At 65.1% G+C, this 17,525-nt stretch carries 14 protein-coding genes and 1 pseudogene; 7 read left to right on the forward strand and 8 right to left on the reverse strand.

All coding sequences use genetic code 11. The features are described from left to right. Nucleotides 1-11: 11 nt before the first annotated feature. Nucleotides 12-1,199, forward strand: a complete 1,188-nt coding sequence (locus AC54T3_RS01710) for a pyridoxal phosphate-dependent aminotransferase (protein WP_496621892.1) — start codon at nt 12-14, stop codon at nt 1,197-1,199. Here AC54T3_RS01710 and AC54T3_RS01715 read toward each other — a convergent pair. Together AC54T3_RS01715 and AC54T3_RS01720 are read right to left on the reverse strand one after the other, a co-directional pair. Further along, complete coding sequence (locus AC54T3_RS01715; protein ID WP_496621808.1) at nt 1,193-2,647, reverse strand: FtsW/RodA/SpoVE family cell cycle protein; 1,455 nt, start codon at nt 2,645-2,647, stop codon at nt 1,193-1,195. The two genes, AC54T3_RS01710 and AC54T3_RS01715, sit on opposite strands and share 7 nt — an antisense overlap. Further along, nucleotides 2,644-4,254, reverse strand: coding sequence for a peptidoglycan D,D-transpeptidase FtsI family protein (locus tag AC54T3_RS01720; RefSeq protein ID WP_496621809.1), 1,611 nt, complete (start codon nt 4,252-4,254; stop codon nt 2,644-2,646). The genes AC54T3_RS01715 and AC54T3_RS01720 overlap by 4 nt, the downstream gene beginning before the upstream one ends. A gap of 145 nt (nt 4,255-4,399) precedes the next feature. Between AC54T3_RS01720 and AC54T3_RS01725 the strand changes: the two genes are divergently transcribed. Continuing rightward, on the forward strand, nt 4,400-4,816 hold the full coding sequence (locus AC54T3_RS01725) for a YajD family HNH nuclease (RefSeq protein WP_496621810.1): 417 nt from the start codon (nt 4,400-4,402) through the stop codon (nt 4,814-4,816). A 63-nt stretch (nt 4,817-4,879) separates the two neighbouring features. Here AC54T3_RS01725 and bchO read toward each other — a convergent pair whose 3' ends face one another. Genes bchO through bchI form a run of 3 tightly spaced genes read right to left on the reverse strand, consistent with a single transcriptional unit; the run spans nt 4,880 to nt 8,647 of the window. Next, entirely contained in the window at nt 4,880-5,782 is a 903-nt protein-coding gene (bchO, locus tag AC54T3_RS01730) for an alpha/beta fold hydrolase BchO (protein ID WP_496621812.1), read from the reverse strand. 43 nt (nt 5,783-5,825) lie between these two features. Next, nucleotides 5,826-7,622, reverse strand: coding sequence for a magnesium chelatase subunit D (locus AC54T3_RS01735; RefSeq protein ID WP_496621814.1), 1,797 nt, complete (start codon nt 7,620-7,622; stop codon nt 5,826-5,828). Further along, nucleotides 7,619-8,647, reverse strand: a complete 1,029-nt coding sequence (bchI, locus tag AC54T3_RS01740; protein ID WP_496621816.1) for a magnesium chelatase ATPase subunit I — start codon at nt 8,645-8,647, stop codon at nt 7,619-7,621. Before bchI ends, AC54T3_RS01735 begins: the two co-directional genes overlap by 4 nt. A gap of 265 nt (nt 8,648-8,912) precedes the next feature. Here bchI and AC54T3_RS01745 point away from each other — a divergent pair, with 265 nt between their 5' ends. Continuing rightward, the gene (locus AC54T3_RS01745; RefSeq protein ID WP_496621817.1) at nt 8,913-10,511 is read left to right on the forward strand and encodes a class I adenylate-forming enzyme family protein; all 1,599 of its coding nucleotides are present in this window, start codon (nt 8,913-8,915) and stop codon (nt 10,509-10,511) included. Nucleotides 10,512-10,619: 108 nt separating this feature from the next. On the opposite strand, the gene AC54T3_RS01750 is transcribed toward AC54T3_RS01745, so the two are convergent. Both AC54T3_RS01750 and AC54T3_RS01755 read right to left on the reverse strand, forming a co-directional pair. After that, nucleotides 10,620-11,051, reverse strand: coding sequence for an acyl-CoA thioesterase (locus tag AC54T3_RS01750; RefSeq protein ID WP_496621819.1), 432 nt, complete (start codon nt 11,049-11,051; stop codon nt 10,620-10,622). A 131-nt stretch (nt 11,052-11,182) separates the two neighbouring features. Then, a pseudogene (locus AC54T3_RS01755) lies at nt 11,183-11,572 on the reverse strand (6-pyruvoyl trahydropterin synthase family protein); the annotation flags it as partial. Nucleotides 11,573-11,583: 11 nt separating this feature from the next. Here AC54T3_RS01755 and AC54T3_RS01760 point away from each other — a divergent pair. Genes AC54T3_RS01760 through speE form a run of 4 tightly spaced genes read left to right on the forward strand, consistent with a single transcriptional unit; the run spans nt 11,584 to nt 16,188 of the window. Next, complete coding sequence (locus AC54T3_RS01760; protein ID WP_496621821.1) at nt 11,584-14,052, forward strand: ATP-binding response regulator; 2,469 nt, start codon at nt 11,584-11,586, stop codon at nt 14,050-14,052. After that, complete coding sequence (locus AC54T3_RS01765) at nt 14,049-14,954, forward strand: response regulator (RefSeq protein ID WP_496621822.1); 906 nt, start codon at nt 14,049-14,051, stop codon at nt 14,952-14,954. Before AC54T3_RS01760 ends, AC54T3_RS01765 begins: the two co-directional genes overlap by 4 nt. Continuing rightward, nucleotides 14,944-15,279, forward strand: coding sequence for an ArsR/SmtB family transcription factor (locus AC54T3_RS01770; RefSeq protein ID WP_496621823.1), 336 nt, complete (start codon nt 14,944-14,946; stop codon nt 15,277-15,279). Before AC54T3_RS01765 ends, AC54T3_RS01770 begins: the two co-directional genes overlap by 11 nt. A gap of 36 nt (nt 15,280-15,315) precedes the next feature. Then, entirely contained in the window at nt 15,316-16,188 is an 873-nt protein-coding gene (speE, locus tag AC54T3_RS01775) for a polyamine aminopropyltransferase (RefSeq protein WP_496621825.1), read from the forward strand. Between the two features lie 69 nt (nt 16,189-16,257). Here speE and AC54T3_RS01780 read toward each other — a convergent pair whose 3' ends face one another. Continuing rightward, the gene (locus AC54T3_RS01780) at nt 16,258-17,523 is read right to left on the reverse strand and encodes an ammonium transporter (protein WP_496621826.1); all 1,266 of its coding nucleotides are present in this window, start codon (nt 17,521-17,523) and stop codon (nt 16,258-16,260) included. Nucleotides 17,524-17,525 lie beyond the last annotated feature (2 nt).

Below are 17,525 nucleotides of genomic sequence, written 5' to 3' on the forward strand. Positions count from 1 at the left end.
GACCAACGGCCATGAGTCACCTGATCGAGACGCTGATCCGCCCCGAGATCCAAGCGCTCAAGGCGTATCATGTGCCGGATGCCACCGGCCTGATCAAGCTCGACGCGATGGAGAATCCTTACCGCTGGCCCGAGGCGCTGCGCGATGACTGGCTCGCCGCATTGCGCGAGGCCGAGCTAAACCGCTATCCAGATCCACAGGCCCGCGATCTGCAAGCGGCGCTGCGCGAGGCGATGGCGATCCCGCCCGAGATGGGCCTGCTGCTCGGCAACGGCTCCGATGAGCTGATCCAGATGCTGGCGCTCGCGGTGGCCGCACCCGGTAAACAGACGCGCGCGGATGCTGCTGAGGCCGATGGAGAAGCGTTGGGTGAGGCGCCGGCTGGGACCTTGGCTAAGGCGGCCTCGGGCCGCCCGACCCTGCTCTCGCTTGATCCCGGCTTCGTGATGTACCGGATGATTGCGCGCTTTGTCGGACTTGAGTATGTCGGCGTCCCGCTGAGCGCGGCTGATTTCGCGCTCGATCTGGACGCTACCCTGGCTGCGATCGGGCACCACCGGCCGTTGCTGACCTTCATCGCCTATCCGAACAATCCGACCGGCAACCTCTTCGATCCGGCGGTGATCGAGCGGATCATCGCCGCCAGCCCCGGCCTGGTCATCGTCGATGAGGCCTATGCGCCCTTCACCGACGCCAGCTTCCTGCCACGGCTCGGCGACTGGCCGAATCTACTGGTCATGCGCACCGTCTCGAAGATGGGCCTGGCCGGACTGCGGCTCGGCTATCTGGCCGGACCGGCAGGCTGGATCGAGCAGATCGACAAGGTGCGCCTGCCCTACAACATCAATTGCCTGAGTCAGGCCAGCGCCACCTTCGCGCTGCGCCATCGCGATGTCCTCGACGCACAGACCGAGATAATCCGCAGCGAGCGCGGCCGACTCGCCAGCGCCCTCGCCGAACTCGACGGGGGCCAAGGCCGACTCAAGCCGTTCCCAAGCGATGCTAACTTCATCCTGGTTCGCACCCGGCCTGGTCGAGCGGGCGCGCTCTTCACCGGCCTGCGCGAGCGCGGCATCCTGATCAAGCACCTCGACGGCACCCATCCCCTGCTCGCCGACTGCCTGCGCATCACCGTCGGCACGCCAGACGAAAACGCCGCGCTGCTCAACGCCCTTGTCGCGCTGCTCGACGATCACTGAGGTGATGATTTCACCGGCTTGACCCCGCCCTTGCGCCTGAGACCATAGCCGACCCGATAGACATCCGGCATATTGGCGGCTTTGGTGGCTTTGGTGGCTTTGGTGGCTTTGGTGGCTTTGGATGTCTTGGGCGCCGATGTCTTCGCGCGCGACTTAACCGGCTCGCCATCGGAGATCGCGAGTACCAGGCCCAGGCTCGCGAAGACGGTCAGCAGGCTACTGCCGCCATGACTGATCAGCGGCAAGGTGATCCCGGTGAGCGGCAGGGCCTTGGTGACGCCGCCGATGTTCAGCAACGTCTGCACGCTCAGCACAGTGGCCACACCAGTTGCCGCCATCAGCCCGAAGGGCGTGCGCGCCCGCGCGGCCAAGGTCAGCAGACGCGTCAGCAGCACCGCGAACAACAGCAACAACAGCAGGCTGCCGGCAAAGCCAAGCTCTTCAGCCCAGACCGCATAGATCAGGTCCGACTCCGCAATCGGTGTATAGCGCGGGCGCGCCTCGCTGAAGCCCTCGCCCCAGAGTCCGCCCGCGTACATCCCGGACAGGCCTTGCAGTACCTGCCAACCGGCCCCGGTCGGGTCGGCAAAGGGGTTCATCCAAACCTCGACGCGACGCAGGCCGTGGCTGAAAAAGCGGATCAGGACCGCGCCAGCCGCACCACCCAGCACCAAGCCATAGAGCAGGTAACCGGGCTGTCGGGTGCCCGCCGCCAAGACCGCGATCAGCGTCAGACCCAGGATCAACACCAGCCCGAGGTCACGCTGCAGCAGCAGCATCGGTAGCAACGCGCCCCAGACCAGCAGCAGCGGCCAGTGCGGACGCAGCGGGGGCAACAGACCGCGCCAGCGGCTGAGCTGCTTGAGGTGTTGATCGATGAAGGCGGCGGTGAATAGCACCATGGTCAGCTTCAGCAGCTCGGTCGGCGTGATGAAGCCGAGAGCGTACACCGCACCGCGATAGCGTTGCCCCGTCACCAGCACCAGCGCCATGAGTAGCAACGAGAATCCGCCCCAGACCCAGGTCGCGCGCGCGGCAAGCCGATAGCGGCCTTGGCGGCCAGCAATCGCGATAGTCAACATCAGTGCGACCCCAAGCGGCAGCAATGCAAGCTTGGACCCGTTCAGCGCTCCAGCGCCGAAGAGTCCGGTCCGCACTTGAGCCAACAAGCCGATCGCGCTCAGTAACGCCGTGACGGGAAGCAGCAGCTGATCGCCACGGAAGCGCGCCAGCACCAAGCTCAGATGAGCACTGACGAAGGCGCCCATGAACACGAGCAAGGGGATCAGGGCGCTGAGCCGCACATCCAGCCCCTCCTTGGTCTGCGCGCCAAGCAACATCAGATACCCAAGGAGCGCGATCAACAGCGCCCACAGCAGCAGTTGACGCTCTGGTGCGCGTAGCAGCCAGAAATCCTCAAGGTTTGTTGGTGTAGCGCGGCTCATCATAGGCCTTGCTCTGCGGCCTTGAGCAGCAGATCGCGCGCGATGGGCGCCGCGACCGTCGAGCCGTATCCGCCATGCTCGACCAACACCGCGAACGCAAGCTGCGGCGCCGATACCGGTGCAAAACCGATGAACCAGCTATGTGAAGCACCTTGCGGATTCTCGGCGGTGCCGGTTTTGCCGGCGATCTCAAGCCCAACGGTCTCAATCCCGCGACCGGTGCCCTCGCTCACCGCGCCCCGCAACATCACCCGGAGCCGACGCGCGGTATCGGCGCTCATGAAGCGTGTCAGCGTCTCAGGCGGGCTATCGCGCAGCAGACGCGGGCGCATCGCCACACCCTCGTTGGCGATCGCCGCCGCAATCAGCGCCATGTATGCTGGCGTTGCCGTGACCCGACCCTGACCAATCGCCGCCTGCGCCAATCCGTAACGATCGCGCTCGGGGATCGGCTCAAGCCGTGCGGACTGTAGCCGCAGCGTCCCCGAGGGACCACCAACAAAGGCGATCGAGCGGTTGAAGGAGAACCGCTGACCGGTCGTTGCAAAGGCCCGGTGGCCGCCCAGGATGCCCAGCTGGGCGAAGAAGACATTCGAGGACTTGGCCAGCGCCGTGGAGAGATCAAGCGAGCCATGTCCGGCCCAGGCCCGACCGGCGCGCTTCGCCTCGTAGTATTCGTGATCCCGGATCGGCCGATAGCGACTCGAGGTGGTGTAACCCTCGGCGGGACAGTCCAAACGGCCACGAAAGCCCGTCTCCAAGGCCTGCGCGGCGAGCACCACCTTGAAGCTGGAACCTGGCGGATACTGGCCCTGAGTGGCCCGATTCATCAGCGGGTTGGTCGCATCAGCGCCAGTGAACACAGTCGGTTGCAGCCGATTGGGATCGAAGCCGGGCACGCTCGCCAGCACCAGCACGGCGCCATCGGCGGGCCGGAGTATCACCACGGCGCCGCGCCCGACGGGCTTGGCCGCCGCGATCCGCTCGACCGCCAGCTGCTGCAGCTCGGCATCCAGAGTAGTGACCAGATCCTGGCCACGCGGGCGCTTGCTCTGGGTCAACACCTGGCGTCCAAGCTCGCCCCAGTCGCCGAGGCTCTTTAGCGTCGCTCCATTCAGCGCGTGGTTGGCGATAGCCTCGATACCGCTCAGCCCAAAGCGCGGATCGGCATAACCCACGGCATGCGCGAAGACCGGCCCATAGGGATAGACACGCTCGGCGGCGCCGTCACGATTGCGACTCTCGGCCAAGACCCGACCGCGTCGATCGAGGATACGGCCGCGTTGAATCCAGTGCGCGGGATTGAACTGTCGTCGGTCATGCGACTGCATGAAGGCGATGAACTGCGGTCGTGCCATCCCACCGAGCTGCCAGGTCGCCTGATAGGCCAGGATGGCCACCAAGGCCAACGTCAGCACACCCACCGCCGGCAACAGCCAAGCGCGCGGCCGCGCCAAATGCCGCAGCGGCACGGCCGCGCGCAGCCGAAAGGCCTGCCAGAGCCAGAACAGCAACGCGAGCGCAAAGGCCAGATGCAGGCCGACGCGCATGGCCTCCCAGGACGGCGAGCGAAACAGGTCGTTGAGCAGCTCCATGTCAGGCGCAAGCATACCCGAGAACGGGATCGATCTTCCGGCTACAATCTGCTCGATGACCCGGCGCCGTCACGGCTCGCTGGTACCAGCGCCGCAAGCCCCAGGGTCCGATGATGCAGATAAGCCGGCGAATCGCCCGCCCAACCCAGCGGAGTCCAAGATGTCCAAAGACCAGCCCCGCCACGGCCGCACCGGCCAGACTATTGATGGCAGCAAGCTCGACCGCGTCGTCGCTAGCGCCCGCCGCGCGATGGACGAGCGCGCCGCCGGCTATCGCGAGCAGGCGCTCAAGCTCTACCCCTGGGTGTGCGGGCGCTGCGCGCGTGAATTCGACCGCAGTAACCTGCGCGAGCTGACCGTGCATCATAAGGACATGGACCACGACAACAATCCGCCCGACGGCAGCAACTGGGAGCTGCTCTGCCTCTACTGTCACGACAACGAGCATCAGAAGTACGAGGAGCATCTAGCCGCCGTCGCGGCCGGGCGTGACACCAGCGCCACCGGTGGACGCACCACTGCGCCCAGCACTCATAATCCCTTTGCCGGTCTGGCCGATCTGCTGAAGAAGGATTGACGCGCACCGCCGAAGCGCGAAAGCCGAAAGCGGGGAATCGGGAGTCGGGCTCGCAACGCGGCGTTAGCCGCAACTCAGGGCCTCCACCTCCCGGACGATCAGCTCGAAGACCACGGACGGGCTCTCTTCGTGCCCAAGATGACCAAGCCCCGGGAGCCGCCGCAGCCGCGCCGCCGGAAGCAACCGCTGCGCGCGCTCGGCCTCGCTCGGCGGCACCATGCGATCCTCCTCGAAGCCCACCAACACCAACGTCGGCCGTAGCTGCGGCAGCTCGCGCACCAGGGGCTCGAGATCCCAGTTGGCCATCATGTTGAGTGCCGCCGCCAGATGCCCAGGGTAGGCGATCAGCAGCCGATACAGCGCAACCCCCTCCGGGCTCAGGCGCGAGCCGGTGCCATCGACCATGCGCTTGACACTGCGCGGATCCTTGCGTGCGCCCTGGGCGAAGAAGCGCGGCACAATCGAGCTGCGGGCAAAGAGCTTGGCCGCCGGCGAAAACCATTTCCCGGCAAACCCACGCAAGGGCAGCAATGCACCGCTGAGGCTGATCAACAGCCTAGGTTCGATGCCGCCATCCAGGCACAGGCGCGCCAAGATCGCCGCGCCAGCCGAATGACCGACGGCGATCTCGGGCGCGAAGCCGATCTGCTTGGTCAAGGCGCCAATGGCTGCGGCCATGCCCGGCAATGACAACTGCTTCGGCGCTGGCGCCGAGGTAAAGCTATGACCGGGAAGGTCGAGCGCGAGTACCTGATACCGCGTGGCGAGCAATGGCAACAGCCCACCCCAAGAGTGCGAGGCCGCGCCGGTGCCGTGAATCAACAGCAACGGCGGGCCGCTGCCGGCCTCCTGGATGTGCCAACGCAGCCCGCCGGCCTCGACGAAGCGACTGTAGTCGCGATTCGGCCAACTGTGCCCATCGCGTTCCCAGACCGGCCTGTCGTTCATCACCGAAGCGGAGGTCATGGGTACCCAGTCCGCAGCGGCGTGTGCATCGGCGGCATGTGTATCAGCTGACCGCCTGCACCGCGCCGGAAAGCGCGCGCGCATCGGCATGCGGCAGCGGCAGATAGACCGCGCCCATCTCGCGCGCCAGGTTCTCGGCGTCCGGCCTTGGTCGCGGTGACATATCCACCACCAGCGCTTTCAGCTCGGCGACCCGGAAGGCGCGCGCCGAGGCCTGCGCATCCTCGGCCGCCTGCGCACGGCCACCGATGCCATCACGATTGACGTTCGCGCGGCCATCGGTGAGCAGGATCACCACCGCCGTGCCACCGCGTCGGGTCACCCCATCGGCGAGCGACAGCGCAGCATCGATGCCAGAGGCCAGCGGCGTGCCGCCACCGCCGGGCAGACTGGCCAGGCTGCGCTTGGCACGCACCAGCGAGCGCGTCGGGGGCAGCAGGATCTCGGCGCCCGGACCCCGGAAGGCAATCATCGCCACGCGATCGCGACGCACATAGCAATCGGCCAGCAGCAACTCGACCGCGCCCTTGGCCTCGGCGAGGCGATGCAGCGCCGCCGAGCCCGAGGCATCGACGACGAAGATCGTCGTCGTCTCCGAGCGTTGGCGATAGCGGGTGATGCGAAAATCATCGCGCCGCACCTCGACCAGCACCTCGGACGCGCCGCCCTTCTCGGCGCGCTCCTGGCGGCGCAACCGCTGCCAGGGCGCCGCGACGCGCAGCGTATCGATCACGTTCAGCCGCGCGCCGGCGCCGGGCTCGCCGCGCCGAGTGCCGGCCGGTCGGCCACGCAGTGAGCCACTCTGAATGGCCCCCGACTTACCGCTCGAGTTCGAGCGTTGGCGCATCGCGCCCATCTGCAACATGGCCAACAGATTTGGCGGAATGGCCGCCTGCGCGGACTCTAGCACCTGCTCCTCGAGCGGCTTGTCCATCTCCTGCTGTGGTGTCTGGTCCTGATCCTGTTGCTCGTCCTGATTGTCTTCCGGCGGTGGCGGCGGCTCCTCGGCCTGTTGCTCCTCGTCCGGCTGCTCCGGCATCGGAATGCGGGTCGCGCGCGGCGCCAGCACCAATCGAGCCGCCGCGCTCACATCGGCGGACTCGACCCGATCGCGTCCGGCGAGCGCGGCCGAGGCGCGCGCCACCCGGAAGGCGGCGAGCGACGAGCGCAGCGAATCGACGCCGAGCGCCAACGCCGTTCCACAGAGCGCTTCGATGGCCTCGTCATCGATGGCTATCTCCGACAGCCGATGCCGCGCCGACTGGATCTCGCTGGGGTCGATGTCAGAGGCGATCGCCTCGGTGTAACGAATGTCGCCGAGATCGAGCAGGAAGGCGAAGCGATCGAGCAACGTATGCGGCACCTGCTCTTCGTCGTTCGCGCCCTCATCGAGCGCCACCACTCCGACCCGCGCCGAGGTCCGTGCGGTGATCCCGTCGCGCTCGACCTGGATCTCGCCGTTATCGAGCGCCGTGCTCAAATAGGCGGCGGTGGAACGACCGACGCGCTCGGCCATCGCCAACTGCACCACACCGCCATCGGCCTCGGCGAGGAGTCCGCGTTCGGCGACCGGGCGCCCGGCGTGCAAGGTCGCGGCGAGGTCGAGCCCACCGAGCAGACGGCCGTCGGCGATATGCAGCGGGATGCGCCGAAAGGGCAGCTCCGGCGGCAGCAGCTCACGCAGCAGCTCCATCCAGAGATCGCGCACCGGCCCAGGCAGCGCCCGCACCGAGATGCCGCCGCTACCGGCCGGATCGACCGCGAACAGCGCGGCCGCGAGACAAGCATCGTCCCAGCGCGCACTGTGATCGGGCAGCGAGGGCTGGGTCTCGTCGCTCATTCCCCGAACAGCTCTTCGATGGCGCGCTCGACGCGGGTGGTGGAGCCGGCATCATCGAGCACATTGCGGCGCAGCCGGTGGCGCAGGGCCGGCGGCGCGACCCGCTTCAGATGCTCATCGGTCACGCTGTCGTCACCCTCGAGCGCGGCGAAGGCACGCGCGGCGCGGATCAGCGTCAGCTCGCCGCGCAGGCCGTCGGTGCCGAGCTTCATGCACAGCTCGGAGGCGCGCTCGAGTGCCGCATCCGGCACCTCGACATTGGGCAGTCGCTCCTTGGCATTCATGATCTGGCGCCGCACCTTGGCGTCCTTACGCTTGTATTTCTCGATGAAGGCCGGCGGATCGCGCTCGAACTCATCGCGCAGGCGCACCACCTGAACGCGCGATTTCAGATCCTGCGGCGTGCTGATCTCGACCGACAGGCCAAAGCGGTCGAGCAACTGCGGGCGCAGCTCACCCTCTTCCGGGTTGCCGCTGCCGACCAGCACGAACTTGGCCGGATGGCGCACGCTCAGGCCTTCACGCTCGACCACATTCTCGCCACTGGCGGCCACATCGAGCAGCGAATCGACGAGATGGTCCTCGAGCAGGTTGACCTCGTCGATATAGAGAAAACCGCGGTGCGCGCGCGCTAGCAAACCCGGCTCGAACGCCTTCTCGCCGCGCGTCAGGGCCTTCTCCAGGTCCAGCGCGCCGATGACGCGGTCCTCGGTGGCACCGAGCGGCAGGTCGACCACCGGCACCTGCGTCTTGCGCACCTTGACCTTGCCGTTGGCCTTGCGCCCCCGGCACTGCTCGCAGAGTCCCGATTCCGGGGCATCCGGGTCACAGTTGTAGATGCAGCGATCAATCACGCGCATGGTCGGCAGCAGGGCTGCGAGCGCGCGAATCGCCGTCGATTTACCCGTACCGCGATCGCCGAACGCGAGCACGCCACCGATACTCTGATCCGTTGCCGCGATCAGGATCGCGAGCTTCATCTCCTCTTGGGCGACAATGGCGGAAAAGGGGAAGGCAAGCGGCATAGTTGTTTGAACCTAATTGGGTGGGCCTGATAGGTAGCCCTGGTCGGTAGCTGGTCTCGCGCAAACGCGAGTGCGGCAAGACCCTAGCGTCGGGGATTCTTGTCGGTCAAGCCGAACCGTTCGTTTGCTTGCGCTGGCTCAGCGCGGCATCTTGTGGCGCATCTTACAGCGAGCGCATGCGCCGCTGCCAACAAACCTCTTGCAACGGAGCGGACGCCCAGTCGCGCCAAGTCACCTCATGCCTCTCCCGAGACGACCAAGCACGATGATTGCTTCTGGGATCGACGCTGAGACCGACGCTGGCAGCTGTCATTCTGAACCAGGCGACCTGAGCCAGCTGATTGAGCGACGGCGGGCGCTCGGCGATGCCAGTGCGTTGCGGATTGGCGAACGGCGTTGGTCCTATGCCGAGCTTGCGACGCTCACCGAGCAACGCGCGAGCGCGCTTACACAGGCCGGAGTGTCAGCGGGCGAGCTGGTACTTTGCCCAACCACCCCGGTGCTCGATTCGCTGCTGATGCAATGGGCGCTGGCTCGACTCGGGGTGGCGATGCTGCCGATACGAGCCGATCTTCCCGACGCGCGGCGCGAGGCGCTGATCCGCGCGACCGGCGCTGAATGGTGGTGGGGGCCCGCCGCAGGCGATGGCGATGCGGAGTCGGCTACCCGCTCAGCAGGCAAACTGATCGACAGCCGACGTGCCCAGGCCCCAACCTCGGTCGCAGACCCCACCGCAGCCCGAGCGGCAGCGGTAGCGGCAACGAGAATGACAACGACGGCGGAGCCAACCACAGCCGTCGTGACCGAAGCCGCGATCACGCCGATTCTCCTGGTCGAGACCAGCGGCAGCAGCGCGGAGCCCAAGATCGTGATGTTGAGCGCGGCGACGATCCTCACCTCTTGCCAGGCCGTGAATGCGCGCCTCGAGCTGAGGCGCGGCGATCGCTGGCTCTGCGTGCTGCCCCGCCATCATGTCGGCGGGCTGGCCATCGGCTATCGCTGCGCGCTTGCTGGCGCCGAGCTGCAGGTGCAATCGCGCTTCGCGGCCGACGCGGTGCACGCGGCGCTTCGGGAGGATGGCATCACGCATCTCTCGCTTGTGCCCGCTCAATTGGAGCGCTTGCTGAGCTTCGATCCAACGCCGCCGGCATCGCTGCGAGCCGTGCTGCTGGGCGGACAGGGGCTCGATGCTGGGCTCGCCCGGCGCGCGGTCGATCACGGCTGGCCGCTCTATCTCGGCTATGGCATGAGCGAGACCTTCTCACAGATCGCCGGCGGCTGGATCGGTGCCGATGGCGTGCCACCGCAGGGCCTGATCCCGCTCGCCGGTGTCGAACTCGGCTGCCCGAGCTGCGCGGAAGCCAGCGCAGCACCATCCCAGCAACCAGCCGCGCGGCACGCCCAGCCGCTTCGCCTTCGAGCGCCCATGCTGATGCTCGGCTATGCCAATCCGGCGCGCAGGCCCGGTGATGGCCTCGAGGACGGCTGGCTGCGGACCTCGGACCTCGCCTGCCGACTGCCAAGTGGCGGTTTGCAGGTGCTGGGCCGCGCGGACGATGTAGTGCTCATCGCCGGCATCAATGTGCTGCCGGCCGAGATCGAGCGTGAGATCGCGCAGCTCGATCAGATCACCGAGGTCGCCGTCGTCGGCGTGCCTGACCCGACCTGGGGTCATCGACTGGTCGCGCTCTATAGCGGCCGGATCGAACCATCACAGCTCGAGGCCTGGTGTCGCGCCAATCTGCCTTCGCACCAGCGACCACGAGGCCTCGCGCGCCTTGAATCCCTGCCGATGCTCGGCTCCGGCAAGCGCGACCGGCGCTCCATCGCCGCCCGCGCCGCCGAGATCGCTCAGTCCGGCTGAAGGACAAAGGCTGTTTCGGCGCCATCACCGCCCGCGCTGCCGATGATGGTTGGCATGCCCGCAATACGATGATCGAACCACCAACCGCGCAACATAGATCTCAGGCGCTCAGGCGTCGGATTCTGAGCGCGGGGGCAGCACGGCGAGGGCGTGCGCGAGTTCGGATGGGAGCGGTTGGCGCTTGCCAACCCTGGGATCGATCGCCGCATGCACGCTCAGCGCCGTCGCCACCTCACGCTCGCCGATGAAAAACCCATAGGCCAGGCTGAAGCCTTGCTCGGCGAGTTCGGCGCGTTCGATCCTGATAGCGACCTCATCGCCGTGGTGCATCGGGCGCCGAAAATTGGCCTCGACGTGCACCAAGGGTAGACCGAGCTGGCGCCCGCGAATCAGGCCATCGAGCGGCCAGCCGATGCGCGCCATCATCGCCTCATAGGCATCATGGGCGTGGCGGAACAGATGCGCGAAGAACAGCACGCCAGCGGCATCGGTATCATGCAGCGCGACGCGGAACCGATGCTCGATGATCGGCGCTGTCATGTGGGGCGTTGTCATGTGCCCTGCGTGAGGCTTGATGCCAGCGCTTGATCCAGGGCCGAGCCCTGGCCCGCCACCTGACCTTGACCCGCAGCCTGATCCGTCACAGAGGTGGCACCAGAGGCTGGCAGCTCGGCCTCGTAGGCAGCCCAGGCAATATGCGATTCGCTCAACTGGATGCGCATCCTGGTCAAGCCCTTGGCGGCCTCGCCAAGATCGCCGGCCGCGATGCGCGCCGCCATCCGCTCGAAGATGGCCCCCGCAAGGAACTCGGTGGTCGTATTGCGACCCTTGAACGCCGGATGCTCGTCCAGGTTGCGGTAGTCGAACTCAACGAGCACTTCGCGCAAGATCATCGACGCCTGACCGATATCGACCACCAGGCCATCGGCATCCAACGTCAGGCGCCGCAGCTCGCAATCGACCACATAGGTGGCGCCATGCAGTTGCTGCGCCGGGCCGAAGACCTCGCCGCGAAAACTGTGCGCGATCATGATGTGGTCGCGGACACACAGGCTATACATCGTTCATCACCATGAAGCTTCGTTACTACATCTTACTGCTGTTACTCGGGTTTGGCCTGGTGCCGTTGATCGTTGCGGTGCTGATCAACCTGCCCCTGGTGTTGGATCGCACCGCGATGTTCTACCAGAAGGCCTACATGCAGAACCTGCGCGCCGATTTCCGCGATCTCGACCAACATCTCGCCAGCCGGCACGAGATGATTCGGCTGCTGGCCAAGCTGCCAGAGCCAGGCATCCTCCTTGGCGAGGCCGGCGATGAAGAGACCATCGATCTCGCGCGCGCTCGTTATACGGGCTGGATCAATCAGATGCTCAACGATCAGGCGGATCTGATCGAGATCCTTTTCGTCGACAGCGATGGCAACGAGCGGTTCTGGCTCGCGCGTGACGTCAAGACTCTGGAATGGCGCCCGACCGAGCACCCACCCGACCCGCCAAGCCGTGGCTTCACCAGCGCCGGGCTCAAACTGAAGCCCGGCGAGGTCATCGTCAGCCGGATTCGGGTCAATTCCTTCGCCGCGAGCGAGGATCCACGGCAACTGATGACGCTGCAACTCGCAAGCCCCGTTGGTCAGCACCCCAAAGGCGAGCATAAGCCACTGGGGTTGCTGTTGATGACGATCGATGTCGGTGGGCTCGCCAACTTCTATCGCGACACCCTGTGGGTCACCGACGATGGTCGCTATCTGCGCCCCGGCGAGCCCTTTAGCGAAGAAGCGCTCGCATTCGCCGATTTTCCCGGCCTGGACGCCATCTTCGAGGATGGCAAGCTCGCCCTCTGGAAAGGCGATCATGGGCCGCCGCTGCTGTGGGTGCCGATGTTCCTGACCGAGAACGCGCGTCCGCTCTGGGTCGGACGACCGGTCGACCCCTCGCCGCTGGCCAGCTTCCGCAACGCCCTGATCTCGCGCGTGCTGAGCATCGTGCTGGTGCTGATCCTGGTGGTGTTGATCATTGCGCGCTGGCTCGCTTCACGCGCCGAGCGCTTCGGCCAGGAACTGACCAGCGGTGTGCGCGGCATCCTGCGTGAAGAGCATCGGCAACGCTTCCGCTGGCGCGGACCGAGCGAGGTGCGCGAACTCGGCAAGCAGCTCAATGCGTTGGCGCGCAGCCATGCCGAGCATCTGAGCGCCGAGCGCCAGCACATGCGCCAGCTCGAGCAATCGAATCAGTACAAATCGGAGTTTCTGGCCAATGTCAGCCACGAGTTGCGCACGCCCTTGAACTCGATCCTGTTGCTCTCGAAGCTGCTTGCCGCCGATGAATCGGGCTTGGACGATGATCAGCGACGTCAGGCTAGGGTCATCAACGAGGCTGGCCGCGATCTGTTGGCGATGATTGATAATGTCCTCGACATCTCGCGCATCGAGGCCGGAGCGGTCACCGTGCATCTGGAGTGGGTGGTGATCCGACCCATGATCGACGAACTCGTCGGCATGCTCAGCCCCATCTTCTCGGACAAGGGCCTGGCGCTGCGGGTCGAGTTCAACGCCTCGGCGCCGACGCGGATCTACAGCGATCAAGCCAAGATCCGCCAGATCCTGAAGAACTTTCTCTCCAACGCCGCCAAGTTCACTCCACACGGCCAGGTCACCATCACCGTCAAGGCCGGCGACCAGCGCTACCCGCTCACGCTCGCGGTCAGGGATACCGGGATCGGCATCCCGGCGGGTAAGGAGGAGGTGATCTTCGAGGCCTTTCGTCAAGCCGATGGCTCGACCCGACGGCGCTACGGCGGCACCGGCCTCGGGCTCTCGATCAGCAAGGAGCTGGCGCATCTGCTGGGCGGCCAGATCAAGGTCACCAGCCCCCCTGGGCAGGGCTCCTGTTTCACGCTTCATCTGCCTCTGTTCCGCGATCCCAGTACCTGTTCGGCAGTCGAGGTCATCCAGGCCCAAGAGGCGGCGTCGCTAACCGAGGTCTCCGCGTGGTCTCATCCATCGAGTGCAACCCAGCGCGCGGCCCTTGGGTCTTATCCTGGCATCGACACTGCTGACGAGCAGGAAGCGCTCGCGCCCCCTGCATCCTCGGACCCCACGCGAGACTACTCCGATGCCTGGGTCCTACTCGTCGAGCGCGATGTGCAGAGCCTGGTCGCGGTCACGGCTGAACTCGAAGCCCTTGGACTTCAGGTACAAACCGCCGCCGACGAGGAGGAAGCCTTGGAAACCCTCTCCGAGGAGCACGATTGTTCGATGCTACTGCTCGCATGCCTTGATGCCGAGGATGCCTGTGATACGATCACCCACCTTCGGCGGACGGCGTGGCTGACCGAGCTGCCGATCGTTGTACTCGGCGCTCTGGATTCAGCCGCGCAAGGGCGCTGTCTCGAGGCCGGGGCGTGCTGTTTCCTGAACAAGCCGATCGAACCAGCCGCCTTGGCGAATCTCATCCACTCTTCGTTACGGCCCGGGGCCGGCCTTGGTGCCGACCCCCGGGACAACCCCAGGGAAAACGAGGATCTCGAGGAGACGGCATGATGGGCGGAGTCGATTACAAGCTACTCATCGTCGACGATCACGCGCATAACCTCTATACACTGCGCACGCTGATCGAAAAGCATCTGAAAGCAACGGTACTCGAGGCCTCTTCCGGCCGCGAAGCGATTGATCTCACGCTCAGCCATCACGACATCGATCTGATCATCCTCGATGTGCAGATGCCGGAGATGGACGGCTTTCAGACCGCCTCATTGCTCAAGCTGCGGCGCCGCTCGCGCGATATCCCGATCATCTTCCTCACCGCCGCCTTCAAGGCCGAGGAATTCCAACGACGCGGGTTTGCGGTCGGGGCCGTCGATTATCTGCTCAAACCGATCGACGACAACCTCCTGATCAACAAGATCAGCACCTATTTCAGACTGATCGAGAAGGAACGCTCGCTCAACCGCGAGCTGGAGATCAAGGTCGCCGAGCGCACCGCCGAACTGGCCGAGGCCCGGCAGTACCTCGCCAACATCCTTGCGTACATAGGCGAGGCGCTGCTGGTGCTCACGCCCGAGGGCGAGATCAAGATCACCAATCCGGCCGCCTGCCGGATGCTGGGCTATCCCGAGTCCGATCTGCTCGGGCTCTCGATCGGCGATGTGTTCGAGGAAGAGGGCGACGCAGAGGCCGGCGCCTTCATGGGCACCTGGCTCGAGGCGCTGATCCGCACTGGCGCGCTGGCCAAGATCGATGCGCGCTTCATCGCCAGCGATGGACGACGCGTGCCGATCTTGTTTTCTCGCACTGCAATAAAAGATACTGATGGGACAATAACGGATATCATCTGCATCGCAAAGGACATGAGCGGGTACAGGCGTATCCAAAACGACGATGTCATGGAAGCGAGCGCGACCACCAACACTGACAGGACGATGGAGGCTGACCATGACGAATGAACTGCCAGCCGAACATGCCGACCCCGAAGATACGACCCTCACGGCGATGGCCCTGAAGGCCATGGCGCATCCCTTGCGTTGGAAGATCCTCTGTTCGCTCGGTCGAAACGAACTCTCGGTCGGCGAGATCGTCGAACGCACCGGCACCTCGCAGAGCAACATCTCCCAGCACCTAGAGCAGTTGCGCAACAAGAACATCGTCGTCGCGCGCAAGGAGGCCAATCGGATCTTCTATCGCATCCGTAACGATCAACTGCTGGAGCTGATCGGCATCATGCGCGACGTGCTCTGTCCGGCCAATCTCGACGATCGTTATCCCCGCTAAACAGCCTACTCAAGACGGAACCCTGATCACTCGCGCATGCTTGACGAAAACGACTGGTTTACCGAGATCGCCGATGCCGCTGGCAGCGCCTTTTCACTCCGTGTGACAGGCCGGGTGCATCGCGAACAGACCCCGTTTCAGACCATCGAGGTCTACGCCACCGAGACCTTCGGTCATCTGATGGTCATCGACGGCTTCACGATGCTCTCGAGCCGGGAGAACTTCCTCTATCACGAGATGCTCGCGCATCCCGTGCTGTTCACCCATCCCAACCCCAAGCGGGTCGCGATCATCGGCGGCGGCGACTGCGGCACCCTGCGCGAGATCCTGCGCCACGCCGAGGTCGAGTCTGCAGTGCAGATCGATATCGATGAGCGCGTCACCCGCGTTGCCGAGACCTTCTTTCCGGAGTTGACCGAGTCGAACCACGATCCGCGCGCCACCCTCTTGTTCGAGGACGGGATTCGCTGGATGCAACAGGCGCCCGCGCAGTCGCTCGATGTGATCATCATCGACAGCACCGATCCGGTCGGGCCCGCCGAAGGCCTGTTTACCACCGCCTTCTATCGTGACTGCCATCGCGCCCTCGCTGCGGGCGGTCTGCTGGTACAGCAGAGCGAATCGCCGCTGTATCACATGGATATCATCCAGGGCATTTATGCCGATACGCGTGCCGCCGGGTTCGAGGATCACGCCACCCTGTTCTTCCCGCAGGCGATCTATCCGTCGGGCTGGTGGAGCGCCACCATGGCGAGTCGCGATGGCAAGCTGCCGGCCTTCCGCGCTGAGGCAGCAGCAACGCCGACCTTCCAGAGCCAGTATTACACCGCCGAGATCCATCGCGCGGCGCTAGCCCAGCCGGCATTCTTCAAGCGTGCGTTCGCGGCGAGCGGCTACAACGCCTCCTGAGGTCGCCCTAAACGCAACACGGGGCCCGAAGGCCCCGCTGCAAGGTCGATTGCGCAGCCGCGCTATCCGTCAGATTCCGCCACCGCGAGAGCCAACGAATTCCGGGTAGGCCTCGAGTCCGCATTCGCCGACATCGACACCTTCGTACTCTTCCTCTTCGCTGACGCGGATGCCCATGGTCAGCTTGATCAGCAGCCAGACGATGATGGAAGCGATGAAGACCCAGGCGAAGATCGCGGCAAGACCGATCAGTTGCGGCAAGATACCCGCATCAGAATTGGTGATCGGAACCGCCAGCAGGCCCCACATGCCGATCACGCCATGGACCGAGATCGCGCCAACCGGATCATCGATGCGCAGCTTATCCAAGGCGATGATCGCGAACACCACGACGACGCCACCGACGCCACCAATCAGGGTCGCGGCCAATGGGGTCGGCGCGAGCGGCTCGGCCGTGATCGCCACCAAGCCAGCCAGGGCGCCATTGAGGGCCATGGTCAAGTCCGCTTTACCGAAGACCAGCCGCGCGGTGATCAGTGCGAAGACCAGGCCACCCGCCGCCGCCATGTTGGTGTTGACGAAGACCGCAGCGACATTGTTTGCCGAGTCGATATCCGAGACCTTGAGTTCGGAGCCACCGTTGAAGCCAAACCAACCGAGCCAGAGGATGAAGGTACCGAGCGTCGCCAAGGGCATGTTGGCGCCGGGGATGGCGTTGATCGACCCGTCCTTACCGTACTTACCCTTACGCGCGCCAAGCAGGAGCACGCCGGCAAGCGCCGCCGAGGCACCCGCCAAGTGGACGATGCCAGAGCCGGCGAAGTCGCTGAAACCGAGTTCGCTGAGCCAGCCACCGCCCCAGGTCCAATATCCCTCGAGCGGATAGATGAACCCGGTCATGAAGACCGCGAATAGCAAGAAGGCCCAGAGCTTCATGCGCTCGGCCACAGCTCCCGAGACGATCGACATCGCGGTGGCCACGAACACGACCTGGAAGAAGAAATCGGACATCCCCGAGTAGTAGGTCTCGCCATCACTGCCGATCACTTCGTCGACGGCATTATCACCTCCAAACATGAAGGCCCAGTTGATGTCCGGAAAGATGCCATTGCCATCGCTCGGGTACATGAGACCGTAACCGATGAGCATGTACATAATGCTGGCAATCGCAAACAGGGCGACGTTCTTGGTCAGGATCTCGGCGGTATTCTTCGCCCGCACCAGACCGGCCTCAAGCATCGAAAAGCCGGCGGCCATCCACATGACCAAGGCGCCCGAGACCAGGAAGTAGAATGTATCCAACGCATAGGCGAGCTGGATGATCGGTTCTTCCATTG

The sequence above is a fragment of the Halochromatium sp. NSM3 genome (assembly GCF_059621085.1).

What these genes read in the sequence shown, in the direction of transcription:
- AC54T3_RS01710 (WP_496621892.1), top strand. Translation starts at nt 12, where the DNA reads ATGAGTCACCTGATCGAGACGCTGATCCGCCCCGAGATCCAAGCGCTC.
- AC54T3_RS01715 (WP_496621808.1), bottom strand. Translation starts at nt 2,647, where the DNA reads ATGATGAGCCGCGCTACACCAACAAACCTTGAGGATTTCTGGCTGCTA.
- AC54T3_RS01720 (WP_496621809.1), bottom strand. Translation starts at nt 4,254, where the DNA reads ATGCTTGCGCCTGACATGGAGCTGCTCAACGACCTGTTTCGCTCGCCG.
- AC54T3_RS01725 (WP_496621810.1), top strand. Translation starts at nt 4,400, where the DNA reads ATGTCCAAAGACCAGCCCCGCCACGGCCGCACCGGCCAGACTATTGAT.
- bchO (WP_496621812.1), bottom strand. Translation starts at nt 5,782, where the DNA reads ATGACCTCCGCTTCGGTGATGAACGACAGGCCGGTCTGGGAACGCGAT.
- AC54T3_RS01735 (WP_496621814.1), bottom strand. Translation starts at nt 7,622, where the DNA reads ATGAGCGACGAGACCCAGCCCTCGCTGCCCGATCACAGTGCGCGCTGG.
- bchI (WP_496621816.1), bottom strand. Translation starts at nt 8,647, where the DNA reads ATGCCGCTTGCCTTCCCCTTTTCCGCCATTGTCGCCCAAGAGGAGATG.
- AC54T3_RS01745 (WP_496621817.1), top strand. Translation starts at nt 8,913, where the DNA reads ATGATTGCTTCTGGGATCGACGCTGAGACCGACGCTGGCAGCTGTCAT.
- AC54T3_RS01750 (WP_496621819.1), bottom strand. Translation starts at nt 11,051, where the DNA reads ATGACAGCGCCGATCATCGAGCATCGGTTCCGCGTCGCGCTGCATGAT.
- AC54T3_RS01760 (WP_496621821.1), top strand. Translation starts at nt 11,584, where the DNA reads ATGAAGCTTCGTTACTACATCTTACTGCTGTTACTCGGGTTTGGCCTG.
- AC54T3_RS01765 (WP_496621822.1), top strand. Translation starts at nt 14,049, where the DNA reads ATGATGGGCGGAGTCGATTACAAGCTACTCATCGTCGACGATCACGCG.
- AC54T3_RS01770 (WP_496621823.1), top strand. Translation starts at nt 14,944, where the DNA reads ATGACGAATGAACTGCCAGCCGAACATGCCGACCCCGAAGATACGACC.
- speE (WP_496621825.1), top strand. Translation starts at nt 15,316, where the DNA reads ATGCTTGACGAAAACGACTGGTTTACCGAGATCGCCGATGCCGCTGGC.
- AC54T3_RS01780 (WP_496621826.1), bottom strand. Translation starts at nt 17,523, where the DNA reads ATGGAAGAACCGATCATCCAGCTCGCCTATGCGTTGGATACATTCTAC.